The 17595-nt window shown below is 66.8% G+C and carries 15 protein-coding genes; 3 read left to right on the top strand and 12 right to left on the bottom strand.

The features are described 5' to 3' along the window. Positions 1-70 precede the first annotated feature (70 nt). From AVKW3434_RS05130 to AVKW3434_RS05105, 6 genes are all read right to left on the bottom strand, one after another. Positions 71-1318 (bottom strand): CaiB/BaiF CoA transferase family protein, encoded by a 1248-nt coding sequence (locus AVKW3434_RS05130; RefSeq protein WP_284404991.1) that lies wholly within the window; start codon positions 1316-1318, stop codon positions 71-73. Between the two features lie 40 nt (positions 1319-1358). After that, a complete protein-coding gene (locus AVKW3434_RS05125; RefSeq protein WP_284404990.1) occupies positions 1359-2165 on the bottom strand; it encodes an oxepin-CoA hydrolase, alternative type in 807 nt (268 codons plus the stop codon). Continuing rightward, complete coding sequence (locus AVKW3434_RS05120) at positions 2162-3322, bottom strand: acyl-CoA dehydrogenase family protein (RefSeq protein ID WP_284404989.1); 1161 nt, start codon at positions 3320-3322, stop codon at positions 2162-2164. The genes AVKW3434_RS05125 and AVKW3434_RS05120 overlap by 4 nt, the downstream gene beginning before the upstream one ends. A gap of 100 nt (positions 3323-3422) precedes the next feature. After that, positions 3423-4619 (bottom strand): acyl-CoA dehydrogenase family protein, encoded by a 1197-nt coding sequence (locus tag AVKW3434_RS05115; protein ID WP_284404988.1) that lies wholly within the window; start codon positions 4617-4619, stop codon positions 3423-3425. A 78-nt stretch (positions 4620-4697) separates the two neighbouring features. Then, a complete protein-coding gene (locus AVKW3434_RS05110) occupies positions 4698-5876 on the bottom strand; it encodes an acetyl-CoA C-acyltransferase (RefSeq protein ID WP_284404987.1) in 1179 nt (392 codons plus the stop codon). A 149-nt stretch (positions 5877-6025) separates the two neighbouring features. Continuing rightward, on the bottom strand, positions 6026-8164 hold the full coding sequence (locus tag AVKW3434_RS05105) for a 3-hydroxyacyl-CoA dehydrogenase NAD-binding domain-containing protein (RefSeq protein WP_284404986.1): 2139 nt from the start codon (positions 8162-8164) through the stop codon (positions 6026-6028). Positions 8165-8289: 125 nt separating this feature from the next. On the opposite strand from AVKW3434_RS05105, the gene AVKW3434_RS05100 reads away from it, so the two are divergent. Continuing rightward, entirely contained in the window at positions 8290-9192 is a 903-nt protein-coding gene (locus tag AVKW3434_RS05100; RefSeq protein WP_284404985.1) for a LysR family transcriptional regulator, read from the top strand. A gap of 118 nt (positions 9193-9310) precedes the next feature. Here the strand turns inward: AVKW3434_RS05100 and glmS are convergent, their stop codons facing one another. Next, positions 9311-11233 (bottom strand): glutamine--fructose-6-phosphate transaminase (isomerizing), encoded by a 1923-nt coding sequence (gene glmS / locus AVKW3434_RS05095; RefSeq protein WP_284404984.1) that lies wholly within the window; start codon positions 11231-11233, stop codon positions 9311-9313. Positions 11234-11371: 138 nt separating this feature from the next. Between glmS and AVKW3434_RS05090 the strand changes: the two genes are divergently transcribed. After that, on the top strand, positions 11372-11884 hold the full coding sequence (locus tag AVKW3434_RS05090; protein WP_284398353.1) for an Lrp/AsnC family transcriptional regulator: 513 nt from the start codon (positions 11372-11374) through the stop codon (positions 11882-11884). A gap of 33 nt (positions 11885-11917) precedes the next feature. On the opposite strand, the gene AVKW3434_RS05085 is transcribed toward AVKW3434_RS05090, so the two are convergent. The 5 genes from AVKW3434_RS05085 to AVKW3434_RS05065 all read right to left on the bottom strand — a co-directional run bounded on the left by AVKW3434_RS05085 (position 11918) and on the right by AVKW3434_RS05065 (position 16481). Beyond that, on the bottom strand, positions 11918-12796 hold the full coding sequence (locus AVKW3434_RS05085; protein WP_284404983.1) for a sensor histidine kinase: 879 nt from the start codon (positions 12794-12796) through the stop codon (positions 11918-11920). A 3-nt stretch (positions 12797-12799) separates the two neighbouring features. Beyond that, the gene (gene glmU / locus AVKW3434_RS05080) at positions 12800-14236 is read right to left on the bottom strand and encodes a bifunctional UDP-N-acetylglucosamine diphosphorylase/glucosamine-1-phosphate N-acetyltransferase GlmU (RefSeq protein WP_284404982.1); all 1437 of its coding nucleotides are present in this window, start codon (positions 14234-14236) and stop codon (positions 12800-12802) included. A 167-nt stretch (positions 14237-14403) separates the two neighbouring features. Continuing rightward, complete coding sequence (locus AVKW3434_RS05075) at positions 14404-15174, bottom strand: Crp/Fnr family transcriptional regulator (protein ID WP_284404981.1); 771 nt, start codon at positions 15172-15174, stop codon at positions 14404-14406. A 285-nt stretch (positions 15175-15459) separates the two neighbouring features. After that, positions 15460-15759 (bottom strand): DUF2917 domain-containing protein, encoded by a 300-nt coding sequence (locus AVKW3434_RS05070; RefSeq protein ID WP_272565105.1) that lies wholly within the window; start codon positions 15757-15759, stop codon positions 15460-15462. A gap of 194 nt (positions 15760-15953) precedes the next feature. Further along, positions 15954-16481, bottom strand: coding sequence for a DUF2917 domain-containing protein (locus AVKW3434_RS05065; RefSeq protein ID WP_284404980.1), 528 nt, complete (start codon positions 16479-16481; stop codon positions 15954-15956). Positions 16482-16599: 118 nt separating this feature from the next. On the opposite strand from AVKW3434_RS05065, the gene AVKW3434_RS05060 reads away from it, so the two are divergent. Beyond that, positions 16600-17592: a LysR substrate-binding domain-containing protein gene (locus tag AVKW3434_RS05060; protein ID WP_284398338.1), complete on the top strand. Its 993-nt coding sequence runs from the start codon at positions 16600-16602 to the stop codon at positions 17590-17592. Positions 17593-17595: the final 3 nt, after the last annotated feature.

The raw sequence follows: 17595 nt of genomic DNA, 5'->3' as shown, positions 1-17595 counted from the left end.
ATGAAAACGGCCCAATGCACCGTCTGATGCGGTGTTTTCGCAAGGGACCGAGCGGTGAAATGGACGGCCTTCAGGCCGGTGGCGAATCGTCCGGCAGGGTCAGCACGCCGCGCTGCTGCAGTTGCTGCAGTTCGGCGTCGCTCATCGAGAGCAGGCGGTGCAGCACCTCGCGTGTGCCCTCGCCCAGCGTGGGCGGCGCGCTGCGAATGGGCAGGCGCTGGCCGTCCATGCGGTAGGGAGGTGCAAAGACGGGCGTGGTTCCGACCACGGGGTGCGGCATGTCGCGCAGCAGGCCGCTGCGGCGCGTTCTTTCGCTGGTCAGCGCCTCATGCAGCCCCGCCACACGGCCGCAGGGAATACCGGCGGCCGTGAGGCGCTCCAGCAGCAGATCGCGCGGGAAGGCATGGATCAGTGCCTTCAGCAAGGGACCCAGTTCCACGCGGTTCCTGGCCCGGTTCACGTTGGTGGAAAAGCGCGGGTCTTCCACGATGTCGGGCCGCTCGATGACCTGGCGGCAGAACTTGTCGAACTGCGCGTTGTTGCCTACGGCGATGATCAACGGACCATCGGCCGCGTCGTACATGCCGTAGGGAACGATGGACGGGTGCGCATTGCCGTAGCGCTCCGGATCTCGGCCCAGCTGCATGGCGTCGAGGCCGTAGTAGCCTGTGACCATGATCCCGCAGTCGTACAAAGCCATTTCGATGAGCCGGCCGTGCCCAGTGCGCTCCCGGCGAAACAGCGCCGCCAGCACCGCCTGCGCAGCGTACATGCCGGTCATCAGGTCCACCACAGCCACGCCGAATTTCAGCGGTGGCTGCGTGGCCTCGCCGTTGAGCGCCATCAGGCCCGCCTCGCCCTGGATCACCAGGTCGTAGCCAGGGCGTTTGGCCTCCGGGCCGCTGCTGTCGTAGCCAGCCACCGCGCAATAGATCAGGCCGGGCCGCAGCGCCTTCAACTGCTCGTAGCCCAGGCCCAGCTTCTCGGCCCCACCGGTTTTGAAATTGTGGATGACGACGTCGAACTGCGGCAGCAGGTCACGGATGATCTGCAGGCCCTCGGGGCTTTGCAGATCCAGCGTAATGGACCGCTTGTTGCGGTTCATGCTGTTGTAGTAAGTGGTCTCGGTCTTGCCGATGCGCAAGCCCCAGTCGCGCGTGTCATCGCCGCGGCCCGGGTGCTCGACCTTGATGACCTCGGCGCCGAAATCGGCCAGCACCTGGCCGCACAGCGGCCCGGCGAACACGCGCGAAAGATCGAGCACGCGCACGCCTTCCAGCGGAAAATCGATGTCCTGCGACGGGTCTGGGGCGGTCATGGTGTTGTCTCCTGTGTTGGTCGTAGTGGGCATGCGTGCGTCAGTCCGCACCGCGCAGCGGTGCGAAGTCCGGCGTGCGCTTTTCCAGGAACGCACCGATGCCCTCGCGCGACTCTTCGGTCGCTTGCGACATCACCATGAAGCGGGCTTCACTTTCCAGCTGCTCCTCCAGCGACGCATGGGGCGCAGTACGGCACAAGGCCTTGATGCGTGCCATCGCCCGGTGCGGACCGTCCGCCACGCTGGCGGCCAGTGCCACAGCACCCGCCAGAGCCTCGCCCGGTTCGGCCAAGCGGTTGACGGCACCCAGGGCATGCAGGCGTTCGCCCGACAGACGCTCGCCCGTCAGGCACAACTCGGTCAGCACCTGGCGTGAAACGAACTCGGCCAGGAACGCCGTCGCACCGCCGTCGGGAGTGAGGCCGACCTTCACATAGGCCACGGAGAACACGGCATCGCGCGCCGCCACCAGCATGTCGCACGCCAGGGCCAAGGACAGGCCAGCACCCGCGGCGGCGCCCTCCACTGCAGCGATCACGGTCTTCTCGCAGTCGCGCACGGCGCGGATGAGGTCGTGCAGGCCTTCGAGCCTCTCGCGTCGCTGTTCGACGCTCAACTCATGCCGTTTGGCCAACTGCCTCAGGTCGCCCCCCGCGCAGAAATGGCCGCCCTCTCCGGTCAGCACGACAGCGCCCACCGAAGGATCGGCCTGCGCCTCGACCAAGGCCTGTGTCAGTGCGGCGTAGAACGCGGGGGACAGCGCATTGCGCGCAGCCGTGTTGTTGTTGCTCAGCACCAGCACGGCGCCATCGCGCCGCTGCAGCAAAGGCGGGGTGGTCTCTGTCATGGCCGTCCTTTCGGGGAATCAGCGGATGCCGCGCCCAGAGCGATGAACCGGGCCAGGTGGTGGTCTTCGTCGCCGAACTGATGGTCGATCAGCACCAGGCGCTTGGCGTAGTGCGACAGGGGCAACTCCCAGGTCATGCCGATACCGCCGTGCAGCTGGATGCTTTCCTCCGCGACCAGCGCGCCCACATAGCCTGCGGTGTACTTGGCAGCCGACAAAGCGCGTTCGCGCGCCCCGCCCCGCGCGTTGTCGATGGCGTCGGCCGCGTTGATGACGGCCGAACGCATCTGCTCCACCTCCAGCAACAGGTCAGCCATGCGGTGCTGCAGGGCCTGGAAGGTGCCGATGGCCACGCCGAACTGCTTGCGCGTCTGCAGGTACTCCAGAGTGCTCTGCTTGGCCACATCCATGGCACCCAGGGCTTCGGCCGCCAGTGCCAGCAGCGCATAGCCCTGCACGAGCTCTAGCAGCGCGTAGCCCTCCCCTTCCTGGCCCACTAGCGCTTCGGAACCAAGCTGCACATCGGTGAACGTCAGTTCAGCTGCACGGCCGCCGTCGATACGGCTGTAGCTGCGCTTGGCAATGCCGACCGCGCTGCCGTCCACCAGGAACAGGCTGATGCCGGCGGGGTCGAACGGGCGGCCCGCCGTGCGCGTGGAAACCAGCAGCAGATCGGCCTTTCCACCAAATGCCACCACCGACTTGGCACCGTTCAGCACCCAGCCCTGGGCGGTCTTGGTAGCTGTCGCCGAGACATTGGAAAGCTCGTAGTGGCTGCCGGGTTCGTCGTGGGCCAAGGCAGCGACCACACCACCGGCGGCAATGTCTTGCACCCTGGCTTTCTGCGCCTCGGTGCCCGCCGCGATCAGCGCCTGGCCCACGACCAGGGCCCCCAGCAGTGGCTCAGCCACCAAGCCCCCGCCCAGGGCTTCGAACACCACACTGATGTCGAAACCTCCGCCGCCAAAGCCTCCTGCGGCTTCGGGGAACAAAGCGCCGATGGCGCCCAGCTCTGCGAACTGGGCATACAGGGCGGGGCTGTGGCCCTCGTCGCCATAGGCGAACTGGTTGCGGCGCTCCATGCCGTACTGCGCGGCGATGAAGCGGTTCAGGCTGTCCGCCAGCATGCGGCGGTCTTCGGTGTGTACGAAGTTCATAGGAAACTCTTTCTCAATCCATGGGGCCAGAAAGCAGCCACCGCGCAGGCCGTCTCCTCGCAAGGGGCAGGCGCCAAACGACTCAAGGGGTCTTGCATGGCTACAGGCCGAGAATCATCTTGGAGATGATGTTCTTCTGGATTTCATTGGAGCCGCCGAAGATCGACAGCTTGCGGTAGTTGAAGTAGTTGGCGGCGGCCGTTGCAGCCTCCTGCGGGCCCACCGGCGCTTGCGTGTAGCCCTCGTACTGCGCTTCCTCGATGAAAGGGGCGGCATAAGGGCCCATGGCGCGGCGGATCAGCGAGAGGATCTCCTGGCGGATCTCGGTGCCGCGGATCTTGAGCATGGAGCTTTCCGCGCCCGGCACCCCGCCGCCGGCCACGGCGGCAATCACACGCAGGTTGGTGGTCTTCATGTTCTCCAGGTCGATCTCGACGCGGGCCATGCGCGCGGCGAACAGCGGGTCCTGGTCGATGGGCCTGCCGTTCTTTTGCACCTTGGCAGCGATGATCTTGAGCTTGGCCAGGGCCGAGATGCAAAAGCCCACGCCAGCGATGCCCGTGCGCTCATAGGTCAACAGGTACTTGGCATAGGTCCAGCCCTTGTTCTCCTCGCCCACCAAGTGGTCCACCGGCACCTTCACGTCAGTGAAGAAGACTTCGTTGACCTCGTGATCGCCGTCCAGCGTGCGGATGGGGCGCAACTCCACGCCGGGACTGTTCATGTCCACCAGCAGGAAACTGATGCCGGCTTGGGCCTTGGCTTCGCGTTGGGTGCGCACCAGGCAGAAGATCATGTTGGCGTGCTGGCCCTGGGTGGTCCATGTCTTCTGGCCGTTGACGACGTAATGGTCGCCCTGCCGCACCGCCATGGTCTTGACCGAGGCCAGGTCCGAGCCCGCGCCGGGCTCGGAATAGCCCTGGCACCACCAGTCGGCGCCGCTCAGGATGCGCGGCAGCCAGTAACGCTTCTGCGCTTCATTGCCGTACTTGATGAGCACCGGGCCCAGCATGCTCACGCCGAACGGCACGATGCGCGGGCCACCGGCCAGCGCGCATTCGGTATCGAAAATGAACTTCTCGACCGCGCTCCAGCCCGGGCCGCCGTGCTCCTGGGGCCAGTGGTTGGCCAGCCAGCCGCGCGCGTTCAGGATGGCGTGCCACTCCTCTTGGTCGGCCTTGGTCAGTCGCTGTCCGGCCTTGACCTTGCCAGCGATGCGCACCGGCAGCTCGGCCTTTAGGAAGGCCTGCACTTCGGTGCGGAAGGCTTCTTCCTGCGGTGTGAATTGGAGATCCATTTGCTATTTCCTCAGTCGTCCCTGGAACCAAGCGCCTTTCGCCCCTGCCGGGGAGACGGCGCACAGCGATTCAGGGCATCAATACATCTCGAACAGGCCGGCCGCTCCCATGCCGCCAGCGATGCACATGGTCACCACGCCGTACTTCGCCTTGCGGCGCCGGCCTTCGAGCAGGATGTGGCCAGCCAGGCGCGCGCCCGTCATGCCGAAAGGATGGCCGATGGAGATGGCTCCCCCGTTGACGTTCAGGCGTTCCATGGGAATGCCCAGTTGCCGCTGGCAGTACAGGGCCTGCGAGGCGAAGGCTTCGTTCAGCTCCCACAGCCCGATGTCATCCACCGTGAGCCCATGGCGCTTCAGGAGCTTCGGCACTGCGAACACCGGGCCGATGCCCATCTCGTCCGGTTCGCAGCCCGCCACGGCCATACCTCGAAAGGCGCCCAGGGGCTGCAGGCCCAGGCGTTCGGCCTGCTTGGCTTCCATCAGCACGCAGGCACTGGATCCATCGGACAGCTGCGAGGCATTGCCGGCTGTCACGAAGTGGCCCTCGCCTCTGACAGGTTCAAGTTTGGCCAGCCCCTCCAGCGTGGTGCCGGGGCGGTTGCAGTTGTCCCGGGTAGCGATCACGTCGCGGTAGGTGACCTCCCCGGAGTCTTTGTTCTTCTCGGCCATGCGTGCAGCGCAAGCAATGATTTCCTCGGCGAACACGCCCTTGTCTTGCGCGGCGGCGGTGCGTTGCTGGCTCTGCAGCGAGAAGGCGTCCTGGTCCTCGCGCGTGATGCCATAGCGCTGAGCCACCACGTCGGCCGTGTCGATCATGGCCATGAACAGCTCGGGCTTGCGCTCCACCAGCCAGGGGTCCAGGTCGGCCGGAGTGCCCAGGGCGCGCGCGCCCGAGATGCTTTCCACCCCGCCAGCGATCATGGCATCCACGCCTTCGGCCACGATACGGCCGGCAGCGATGGACAGCGCCTGCAGACCCGAAGCGCAGAAACGCGTGACCGTGGTGCCAGCGATGGACAGCGGCAGATCGGCCCGCAACACCGTTTGGCGGCCCAGATTCTTGCCCTGCATGCCCTCGGGATTGCCGCAACCCAGAATGAGATCCTCGATCATTCCCGGGTCGATACCCGCGCGCTCCACGGCGGCCTTGACCGAATACGCCGCCAACTGGGGCGCAGGGGTGGCGTTGAACTCGCCGCGGTGGGACTTGGCCAGGGGCGTGCGGGCGGTGGAAACGATGACGGCTTCGCGCATGTTTTTCTCTTGTCTCGGTGGGTGGTTCACTGCATTTTCAGTAGCGGCTTGCGCTGGCGCCACGGACGATTCAGCGCCAAAAGCATCTGAATCTGCCGACAGTTCAACAGCAAACGCTCTCTGTTTTGATTCGACCGACAGCGCCCGTCTCAGGCCTTTGCCGCAGCTTGGTTCAGGCTGTCGAAGTTCCGGCCTTCGGCCACCAGCCTTTCCAGCAACGGCGCAGGCTGCCAGAACAGCGGGTCCTCTTTTGCGAACTCGCGGATGTCGGCCAGGATGGCGTCCAACCCCACCATGTCGGCGTACTTCATCGGTCCACCGCGAAAACGCGGGAAACCGTAGCCCGACAGGAAGGTCACGTCCACATCCAACGGGCGCAGGGCGATGCCCTCGTCTACGACCTTGGCGCCTTCGTTGACCATCGCGGCCATGTAGCGGCGAACGATCTCTTCCGAGGTGAAGCTGCGCGGCGTGATGCCTTTCCTGGCGCGCTCGGCATCGACGATGGCCAGCACCTCGGGGTCGGGCTGGCCCGCGCGGGCGCCCTGCGGGTACACATAAAAGCCCCGGCCCGTCTTCTGGCCGAACCAGCCGCGCTCGCAGATGCGGTCGGCGATCTCCACATAGCGGGTCTTCGGGTCGCGCGTGGCGGCACGGCGCTTGCGCGTCGCCCAGCCAATGTCGCCGCCCGCCAGGTCGGTCACCTGGAAAGGGCCCATGGGGTAGCCGAAGCCGCGCAACGCGGCGTCGATCTCATAGGGCGAAGCGCCGTCTTCCATCAGGAAGTCGGCGGCCTGCTTGTACACGGCCAGGATGCGGTTGCCGATGAAGCCGTCGCACACGCCGGCGCGCACCGGCGTCTTCTTCATGCGCTTGGCCAGTTCGAAGGCCGTCGTCACCACGTCCGGGGCGACTCGGGCCGGCACCACGATTTCCAGCAGCTTCATGATGTTGGCCGGGCTGAAGAAGTGCAGACCGATCACGTCCTGCGGGCGCGAGGTGGCCGCCGCAATGGCATCGATGTCGAGGTACGAGGTATTGGTGGCCAGCACCGCACCGGGCTTGCAAACGCGGTCCAGCTCTTTGAACACGGCCTTCTTGACCTCGATGTCCTCGAACACGGCCTCGATCACCAGGTCCACCGCCTGGATGTCTTCATAGCGGGTGGTCGGCACGTAGCGTGCCAGGATGGCGGCCTTGTCCTCCTCGCTCATTCGACCCTTGGCAATCAGGCCGTCGTAGACTTTTTCCACATTGGCCTGGCCGCGCGCAATGGCCTCGGCATCACGCTCCAACATCACCACCGAGAATCCGGCATCGAGTGCAGACACCGCAATGCCCGCGCCCATGGTGCCGCCCCCGATGACGGCGATCCGATCGACAGTGCGCGGCGCTGCGGCCCGGGCCTCGGGGATCTTGGCAGTCTCGCGCTCGGCAAAAAACGCATGAATGAGGCCAGCGCGCTGTGGGCTGTTCAGGCACTCCACGAACAGCGCGCGCTCCTTGGCCAGCCCCTCGTCGAACGCCAACTCGACTGCGGCGCGCACGCATTCGACGATCTTCAAAGGTGAAAACAAGCCTCGGCTCTTTTTGGCTGTGTCGACTGCCAACGCGTCCAGGTCGGCCAGCGCCGCAGCCGCGTCGGGAATGGGCAGGTCGCGCGTGCGGCGCACCGGAGCGTTCTGCGCCAGCAAGGCGTTGGCAAAGGCCAGGCCTGCGGCCGTGGCGTCGGAGCCCTCCACGCACTGGTCCAACAGGCCTGCGGCCAGCGCCGCCCGTGCCGACATGGGCTTGCCGCTCAGCATCAGTTCGGCTGCGGCCTTGGCGCCCATCAGGCGCGGCGCACGCTGTGTGCCTCCAGCGCCTGGCAGCAGGCCCAGGTTCACTTCGGGCAGGCCCAATTGCGCACCACCGGCAGCGTTGTGCAAGCCCAGGCGGTAATGGGCCGCCAGCGCCACCTCCAGTCCGCCCCCCAGCGCAGCACCATGGATGGCAGCAATGACCGGCTTGGTGCACGCCTCGATCCGCGCACAGACTTCGGGCAGCGACGGCGGCACGGCAGGCTGGCCGAATTCACGGATATCGGCACCGGCGATGAACGCCTTGCCCTCGCCCACGATCAGCACGGCCTTCACCGCTGCGCTGGCTTCGGCCTGCGCCACCGCAGCCAACAGGCCCTGGCGTACGGCAGCGCCCAAGGCGTTGACGGGCGGATTGTGGATGCCGACCACCAGCACATCGCCTTGCTGACGGGTTTGAACGACGGAAGCCGCTGCCTCACGGGTCATGCGTTTGTCTCCTTTGTTGTGGATCTGGAACGTCCAGCATCCATTCTTACGGCGACAATGGTTTCTAACAATCCCATGAATCATTGACAGACTGTCAAATGATTTAAACCAATGACTGTTGAGACATGGATTCCCAATCGCTGACCCTGCTGGTGGAGATCATCGACAGCGGTAACCTGAGCCAGGCCGCTCGCAAGCTGAAGATGACCCGCGCCAACGTGAGCTACCACCTCGCCAAGCTGGAGAAGGACGTGGGCGTGCAGCTGGTGCAGCGCACCACGCGCCGCGTGGAGCCCACGGAGATCGGCCTGCGCCTGTACCAGCACGGACGCACCATCCACAACGAGATGCTGGCCGCGCGCGAAGCCATCACCACCCTGGGCCAGGGCTTGCAGGGCCGCGTGGGCATCAGCGTGCCCAGCGGCTATGGACAGATCGTGGTGAGCGACTGGCTGATCGAGTTCAAGCGCACTTACCCGGGCATCGTGCTGGACGTGCTGTTCGAGAACCGCGCCGACAATCTGCGCGACGAAGTCGATATCGCCATCCGCGTGGTGCAGGAGCCGCCGCTGTCACTGGTGGCTCGCAGCCTGGGCACCGTGCGCTACCTGGCCTGCGCCTCTCTCGACTACGCGCATCGCCACGGGCTGCCGCGCACCCTGCACGCCCTGCGCACCAGTCCCGTGATCACCGCCGGCGTGACCGGGCGGCAACTGCGCTTGGCGGCCTACCAGGGCAGCGAACGGCATGAGGTGATGCTGGAGCCCACGCTGATCTCCGAGCACTTCCCCTTCCTGCGCCAGGGCATCCTGGCCGGCCTGGGGGTGGGCCTGGTGCCGGACTACGTGGTGCAGGACAAGCTGGAAAGCGGTGAGGTGCTGACCACGCTGGACGAGTACCGCCTGAGCATCTTCGGCACCCACATGTACCTGCTGTATCTACCCAACCGCCACCAGACGAGGGCCGTGCGAACCTGCATTGAATTTCTTCTGGCAAAAGCCGCACCTGCAACTGAGCCCCCACCTTAGGCCTTGGCCATGGTGGAGTGCGTTAGCCAGAGATGGTCGTTACTTGATTTGTAAAAGCAGGCGATTCGCGCCCGAGCGTGCAACTGTCGCGCAGCAGTGCGGGAGCCACCACAGGCACTCACTCCACCGTCACGCTCTTGGCCAGATTGCGGGGCTTGTCCACGTCCGTCCCCCTGGCACAAGCCGTGTGGTACGCCAGCAATTGCAGCGGCACCACGTGCAGCAGCGGCGACAGCGGGCCGTAATGCTCGGGCATGCGGATCACATGCAGGCCTTCGCCGCTTTCGATCCGTGTGTCGCCATCGGCCAGCACATACAGCACGCCGCCGCGCGCGCGCACTTCCTGCATGTTGCTCTTGAGCTTTTCCAGCAGCGCGTCGTTGGGGGCGACGGTCACGATCGGCATGGCGCTGGTCACCAGGGCCAGGGGTCCGTGCTTGAGCTCCCCTGCCGGGTAGGCCTCGGCATGGATGTAGCTGATTTCCTTGAGCTTCAAGGCGCCTTCGAGCGCGATGGGGTAGTGCAGCCCGCGGCCCAGGAAGAGCGCGTTTTCCATGCGCGCGAAGTCCTCGGCCCAGCTGATGATCTGCGGCTCCAGCGCCAGCACGGCCTGCAGCGCGACGGGCAGGTGGCGCATGGCTTTCAGGTGCTCGGCCTCCTGGTCGTCGGTCAGGCGGCCGCGCGACTGCGCGATGGCGAGGGTGAGCAGGAACAGCCCCGCCAGCTGCGTCGTGAAGGCCTTGGTCGAGGCCACGCCGATCTCGACGCCGGCACGCGTGATGTAGGCCAGCTTGCATTCGCGCACCATGGCGCTGGTGGACACGTTGCAGATGGTGAGCGTGTGCAGCATGCCCAGGCTTTGCGCGTGGCGCAGCGCAGCCAGCGTGTCGGCCGTTTCGCCCGACTGGCTGATGGTGACGACCAGCGCGCGCGGGTTCGGCACGCTGGTGCGATAGCGGTACTCGCTGGCCACCTCCACCTGGGTGGGAATGCCGGCGATGGACTCCAGCCAGTATTTGGCCGCGCAGCCGCTGTAGTAGCTGGTGCCGCAGGCCAGGATGAGCACGGAGTCGATCTCCTTGAACACGCGCCAGGCGGCGGCGCCGGGCTCGCCGTCCGGGCCGGGCGCACCGTCGAACAGCTCGGGCACGATGCCGCGCACGCCCTCCAGCGTGTCGGCAATGGCGCGGGGCTGCTCGAAGATCTCCTTTTGCATGTAGTGGCGGTATGGGCCCAGCTCGGCGGCGCCACTGTGCGCCTGCACGGTGCGCACCGGGCGCCGATGGGCCTCCAGCGGCTGTCCGCCCTTGCCCACGATCCAGTAGCGGCCCAGTTGCAGGTCCACCAGATCGCCCTCTTCCAGGTACACGATCTGGTCGGTCACGCCGGCGAGCGCCATGGCATCGCTGGCCAGGAAATGCTCGCCCTCCCCCACGCCCAGGATGAGCGGCGAGCCAGCGCGTGCACCCACCACGCGGTGGGGTTCGTCCTTGTGGATGACGGCGATGGCATAGGCGCCATGCAACTGGGTGACGGCGGCCTGAACGGCCTGGAACAGGTCGCCGCTGTAGTGGCTGTCCACCAGGTGGGCGATCACTTCGGTGTCCGTCTGGCTGGTGAAGGTGTAGCCACGTGCCTGCAGGGCGGCGCGCAGCTCTTCGTGGTTTTCGATGATGCCGTTGTGCACCAGCGCCACGCGGCCCAGGCGCAGCGGCTCATCCGCCGTGGGATCGCCCGTGCCCGTGCCGTGGCTGAAGTGCGGATGGGCGTTGTGCACCGCCGGGGCACCGTGCGTGGCCCAGCGGGTGTGGGCGATGCCGGTGGCCCCCTCGACCTGCTCGGCGTTCACCTGCTCCAGCAACTCGGCCACGCGGGCCGTGCTTCGGGCGCGGCGCAGGCCGCCCGTGCGGGAGGCGCCCAGGCTGGCATCGTGAATGGCCACGCCGCAGGAGTCATAGCCTCGGTACTCCAGGCGCTGCAGGCCCTGCACGAGGATGGGAACGATGTTGCGCGTGGATACCGCGCCGACGATGCCGCACATGGACGATCTCCTGAAAGGAATGTGGATGGGCGATGGTAGGCAGGGCGTCAAGAAATATGTACAAATTATTCAAACAATCTTTGGAATTAAATTTCTCATAAAACACTTATTGAAATTTAATTCCATAAAATTAGCCCCATGGAACCATTATTTCTCGACGACACCGACCTTCAACTGCTGAGTGCCCTGCAAGACGATGCCACGACCAGCAACCAGGACCTGGCCGCAGCGGTTCGCGTGTCGCCTCCCACCTGCCTTCGCCGGGTCAAGCGCCTGCGCGAGGCGGGCCTGATCGAGCGGGAGGTGGCCCTGGTGCAGCCCGATGCCCTGGCGCGGCACCTGGGCCACGGCATCACCGCGATCGTGGAAGTGACGCTGGACCGGCAGGACACCGAACGCCTGGCAGCCTTCGAGCAGCGCATGCAGCCGGAAACCGCGGTGCAGCAGTGCTACCGCGTCTCGCCGGGGCCGGATTTCATCCTGGTGATCTACGCGCAGGACATCCCGGGCTATCTGACCCTGGCCCAGCGCCTGTTTTCCAGCGACGGCAACGTGCGCAACGTGAAGGCCTTCTTCAGCCTCAAGCGCAGCAAGTTCGAGCCGAAGCTGCCGTGCGTGCGTCCGGAGACCCTGGCTCCCCGCACCCCATGAGCCGCCCGACTGGCGCGGCGGCCATCGCCGCGGTCAGCCGGCAGCGGCGTCCGGCCCCGGTGCCCCCGCGGCCGGCAATTGCAGGCACACCGTGCAGCCCTGGTGGGGCGCCGCACTGATGCCGATGGTGCCGCCCATGCGCGCCACCAGGCGCCGGCACCGCGCGAGCCCCAGGCCCAGGCCTTCGAACTGGCTGGCCGGATGCAGCCGCTGGAACACCTGGAACAGCTGCCCCGCCTGCGCGGCAGGAAAGCCGGCGCCGTTGTCCTGCACCGTGATGTCCACCCGTTCGCCGGGTGCCGGCCGCACCTGCACGGCGATGCGTGGCGGCTGGGCACCGCGCGAGAACTTGAGGGCGTTGTCCAGCAATGCCACCAGCACCTCCTGCAGCCAGCCCGCGTCCGCCCACAGCACGGGGCAGGCCTCGGCCGCGGGCAGATCCCATTGCACGGCGTCGATCCAGGCGCCGGCCGAGCCCTCTTCGGAAGACGCAGGCGCTTTCGCTGCCCCGCTTTTGGGTGACGGTGCTACCGCGGCAGCAGTCCGCGCCGCAGCCACCGCGCTCTGCAGCACCGGGCCCAGCGCGACCGGGGCCGGCGTAGCAGGGGCTGAGCCGATGCGCCCCAGCTGGATCAGCCCGTCGATCATGCCGCCGAGCTGCTGGCCTGCCTGCGCGATGGTGTCCAGAAACTGCATCGCCTCGGGATCGGCATTGCTCTCTGCAACCGTCTCCCGCAACAGCCGGCCGTAGGCGAGGATGTGGCGCACGGGCGCGCGCAGGTCGTGCGACACGGCCCGCAGGAACGCCTCCTGCTCCTGCCGCGCCGCGTCCAGTTCCGCCCGCAGGCGCACCACCTCATCGGCCTGCACGCGGCCCACTGCATCCGGCAGATCGCTGCGGGGGCCATCCATGGCTCAGGCCTTGGGCACCTTGGCGGGGCGCTTCCAGTTCTCGATGATCACCTGCCGGCCGCGCGCCACGCTCAGCGCGCCCGGTGGGGCGTCTTTCGTGATGGTGGAGCCGCCGCCGACCGTGCCGCCAGCGCCGATGGTGACGGGCGCCACCAACACGCTGTTGCTGCCGATGTGCACGTCGGCCTCGATGACGGTGCGGAACTTGTTGGCCCCGTCGTAATTGGCCGTGATGCTGCCCGCGCCGTAGTTCACGCGCTCGCCCACCGTGGCATCGCCCAGATAGGCCAGGTGGTTGGCCTTGGCGCCATCGGCCAGCGTGGAGTTCTTCACTTCGACGAAGTTGCCGATGTGCACCTCGCGGCCCAGTTGGGCACCCGGGCGCAGTCGGGCGAAAGGCCCGATGAGGGCGCCCGGGCCAACCTGCACGCCGGCTTTCTCGCCGTCGATGTGGGTGTAGGGGTGGATCACCGCGCCCGCCGCGATGGTGGCGTTGGCGATGCAGCAGTGCGCACCGATCTGCACGCCCTCGCCCAGCTCCACGTGGCCGGTGAAGATGCAGTTCACGTCGATCTCCACGTCCTGCCCGCAGACCAGCCGGCCCCGGACCCCGATGCGGGCATCGTCGCGCAGATCGAAGCGCGCCGGGTCTGCCAGGCGCACGCCCTGCTCCATAAGCGCCGCGGCCTGGCGGGCCTGGTGCGCGCGCTCCAGCTCGGCCAGTTGCAGCGGGCTGTTCACGCCCGCCACCTGCAATGCGTCGGTGATGCGGTGGGCCACCACGGGCACCCCGTCGGCCACGGCCATCGCGACGATGTCGGTCAGGTAGTACTCGCCCTGGGCGTTGTCGTTGCGCAGCCGGGCGAGCCAGCCGGCCAGCCGCTGCGCCGGCACGGCCATGATGCCGCTGTACACCTCGGTGATGGCGCGCTGGGCCTCGCTCGCGTCCTTGTGCTCCACGATGCCCTGCACCGCACCGGCGGCATCGCGCACGATGCGGCCGTAACCGGTCGGGTCGGGCAGCGTCACGGTCAGCAGCGCGAGCCGCTCCTGCGCCGAGGCCGCCACCAGCGCGTGCAAGGTGGCGGCCTGGGTCAGGGGCACGTCGCCCGACAGCACGACCACGGTGCCGTCGCCCGCCAGCTCGGGCATCGCCTGCTGCACGGCATGGCCGGTGCCGAGCTGCGGCTCCTGGCGGGCGAACTTCAATTCGAAACCGGCGCCGGAATGGTCCCCCGAACCGCCAGCGACGGCGGCCTCCACCTGCTCCGCCCCGTGGCCGGTGATCACCACCACGCGCCGCGCCTGCAGGCTGGCCGCCTGGTCCAGCACGTGGCGCAGCAGCGGGCGCCCCGCCAGGCGCTGCAGGACCTTGGGGGTGCGGCTTTTCATGCGCGTGCCTTTGCCCGCCGCCATGATGATGATGTCCAGTGCTGTCATGAAAGGGTCCGTTCGGTTGCGGCCGCGCGGCACGGCGACCGGCGTCCCAGGGGAATCCGCCGATTATCGGCGCCCTGCCGCGTCCGCCAGGGGTTTTAAGATTGCTACAAAATTAATAGCAACATGCCCTAGTACTTATTACACTTGAGGCCGATTTCACCCAAAGCCTAGAGCAGGGGTACCGGCCGGGGGATGGTGTCGTAATACTCGGCGATGCGGGCCAGCGCGCGTGGATTGATGATGCGCAGCCGCCCATCGGCGATCTCGTGCAGACCCAGTTGCGCCAGGCGCCGCAGCGTCTTGTTGGTGTGCACGAGCGACAGCCCGAGCGAGTCGGCGATGTGCTGCTGGGTGATGGGGAATTCGACGGTGCCGTTCTCGGACAGCCCCAGGCGGTCGAGCCGGCGGTACAGGTGCATGAGCAGCATGGCCACGCGCTCGGTGGCATTGCGCCGGCCGGTGGTGAGCAGGTTGTCGTCCACCATGCCTTCGCCGCGCGCCGCGAGCCAGGTCACGTCGTAGCCCAGCCGGCCATGGTCGCGAAACAGCGACCACAGCCCGTCGGCCGGGAACACGCAGAGCGCGCAAGGGGTGACGGCCTCCACACCGTGCATCGCGGTGTCGCCGAATTCCTGCTGCAGCCCCACCAAGTCGCCCGGCAACAGGAAGTTGAGGATCTGGCGCCGCCCATCCGACAGCGTCTTGTAGCGAAACGCCCAACCGGTGTAGAGCGTGTAGAGCTTGCCGTTGGGCTGGTGCTCACGGATCAGCGTGCCCCCGGCCGCCACGGTGGCGGTGCCGCAGCGGAACTGGTCGATGAACTGCAACTCCTGCGGCGAGACGGGAGTGAAAGCGGAAGGGGTGTTGCGCAACCGGCAGGCATCGCAATGGCGCGGAATGGCGTGCGCCAGGGATTCAGAAGCAAAGTCCACGCTCATAAAGGCGAATCGGTGAGAACTGGTGGGCGGCGATTCTAGGCACACCAGGGTACTCCTCCCTATGTCTTTTGACACTGTGCACGGCACGCCACAGGCCTTGCGCCGACGCGCCAGCGCCGATTGACTTTCTCCCCCGCCGGGAGGGATTTCATCAGCCTGCCGACCGGCTCTGAAATGTCAAACGGGCCGGGAGCTTTGACAGCTTCCGGCCCGCCTTCAGCGCCACCGCGTCAGTTTCCTGCGGCCTCGCTGCGATTCCCTGGAGGAACGGCAGCGAGACGGACTTCAAGCGCAGCAGGCCTCGCCTTGCGTGGAGCGAACCTTCAAGGCACTGTCCGCATGGCGCACCACCGCCGAAGCGCTGAAGCGGTACTGCACGGCATCGCGGCCCAGGGGCTCGATGACGGCATGCTGGCCGGCCGCCACCCACAGGGTCTGGCCGGCGTTGAGGAACACGTCGCCGGCCGCCACATCGCGCTCACCGTTCGGGCCGTCGTCCAGCGTGACCCAGGCATGGCCCGACATCACGCGCAGGGCCATCGGCACACGGGGGCGCAGGCTGTGGGCATTGCCGGTGGCCAGCATGCAAATGTCTTTCGCCTCTCCGCGAGGCAAGACAGCGGATTGTTGAAAATTCAGAACATTTGAAGCGGTCATTTCTTTCTCCTGGAAAACCCTAGCAATTTGCCTATCATGCGTCTGGCAATGTGGCATCGTCCAATGAAAACGCCCCAGGCGATTCATACCGAAACCACATCAATGCAAAAGACCTCTCTGATCTATTCGCATTGCGCATCAATGCAGGTCCGAGGTGCAGTCGTCGGCGCCCAACGGCCTGCTCCCGCCCACTGCAGCAGCCCTTTCACCAGCCGGGCCCCAGCCCACGCCGCCCCGCGCAAAGCCCCCACCAAGTCCGCCCAAGGCGCCACGACGCCCCGCGACCAGGCCTCGGAGTGCACTGCGGGCGCTGGCAGGGCGACCGGATCCCAGCGAAATTGCACGCCTTCGGCCAGCGCGCCACCCGAAAGCGCAGCCCGACCGCCCTGCCACGGCTCGATGACGGCATGGACCCCGGGCTCGAGCACCTGCTCATCGCCTTCGCCCAGGAAACAGTCGCTGGACAACGCGCCCTTGCGGCCCGCCACCGTGAGCCAGACGCCGCCGCGCTCGATGCGCAGCCGCGCCCGCTGGGTGGGGTACAAACCCAAGGCGCGGCGCGGGGGCAAAATCCAGCAGCCTGCCATGGTCCGGGCCGACGCAGCGCCCACCCGGGATTGTTGCGATTCCAGAACGGAAGGGTTTGACATGGAGCGCTCCTTGCATGGATCTTGGTGTTGACAGGACTGGATATTCGGCCCATCACCCCCATCCGGTCCAATGAAAAGCCGGAGATAATTTGATTCCCCAGCCTCATCAATCCCAGCCATGAATCTGCCTGCCCCCATCACCCACTTGCGTACCCGGCCAGTGGCGGTCGGCCACTGGCGCGCCTTTCTCGCAGTGGCCCGCCATCTGAACTTCCGGGCGGCCGCGGAAGAGCTGTCGCTCACCCAGTCGGCGGTCAGCCGCCAGATCCAGGCGCTGGAAGAAGAAGTGGGCGTGCCGCTGTTTTTGCGCCACACCCGGGCGGTGGAGCTGACCAGCGCCGGCGCGCAGCTGCAGCGGGCCGTCGCCCCTGCCCTCGAGCGCCTGGATGCCTGCGTGCGGCTGGTGCGGCAGACCGCGGGCCGCAAGAGCGTGGCGATCACCACCTGGGCCAGCTTCGCCTCGATGTGGCTCATCCCGCGCATGGAGGAGTTCCAACGCGAAAACCCCGACATCGACATCCGTATCGACGCGAGCGACGTGGCCGTGGACCTGGAAACCGCCGACGTGGACCTGGCCCTGCGCTACAGCCTGCCCAGCGCCAACATGAGCGGCTCGCAGCGCCTGTTCGGTGAGCAGCTGGCCGTGGTGGCGAGCCCCTGGCTCATCAAGAGCAATCCGCCCATCCGCGGGCCCGCAGACGTGGCGCGCTTCACGCTCATCGAAGCGGGCGATGCGCACCGCACCATGCACCTCGAATGGCTCACCTGGCGCCGCTGGTTCGAGCTCAACGGGCAGGAAAAGCTGCAGCCCAAGCGCTGGCTGTACTTCAACTACGCCCATCAGATCGTGCAGGCCACGCTCACCGGCCAGGGCCTGGCCCTGGCACGCATGCCGCTCATCGCCGACGCGCTGGCGTCGGGCGATCTGGTGGAAGTGCTGCCGGGCTACCGGCTCGATTCGCCTCTGGCGTACTGGCTGCTGGTGGGGCCGCGCAGCGGGCAGCGGCCGGAAATCCGGGCGTTCTGCGCCTGGCTCACCCTGCAGGCACAGGCCACGCGCGAGGCCATCGGCGACGTGCCCGACCCCGACCTGAGCGACAACCTGGATTGACGC

Source organism: Acidovorax sp. SUPP3434, from assembly GCF_030159015.1.
Taxonomy (GTDB): Bacteria; Pseudomonadota; Gammaproteobacteria; order Burkholderiales; family Burkholderiaceae_C; genus Paracidovorax.
The sequence above is the reverse complement of the archived record's forward strand: the minus strand, read 5'-3'. Positions and strand labels throughout refer to the sequence as shown.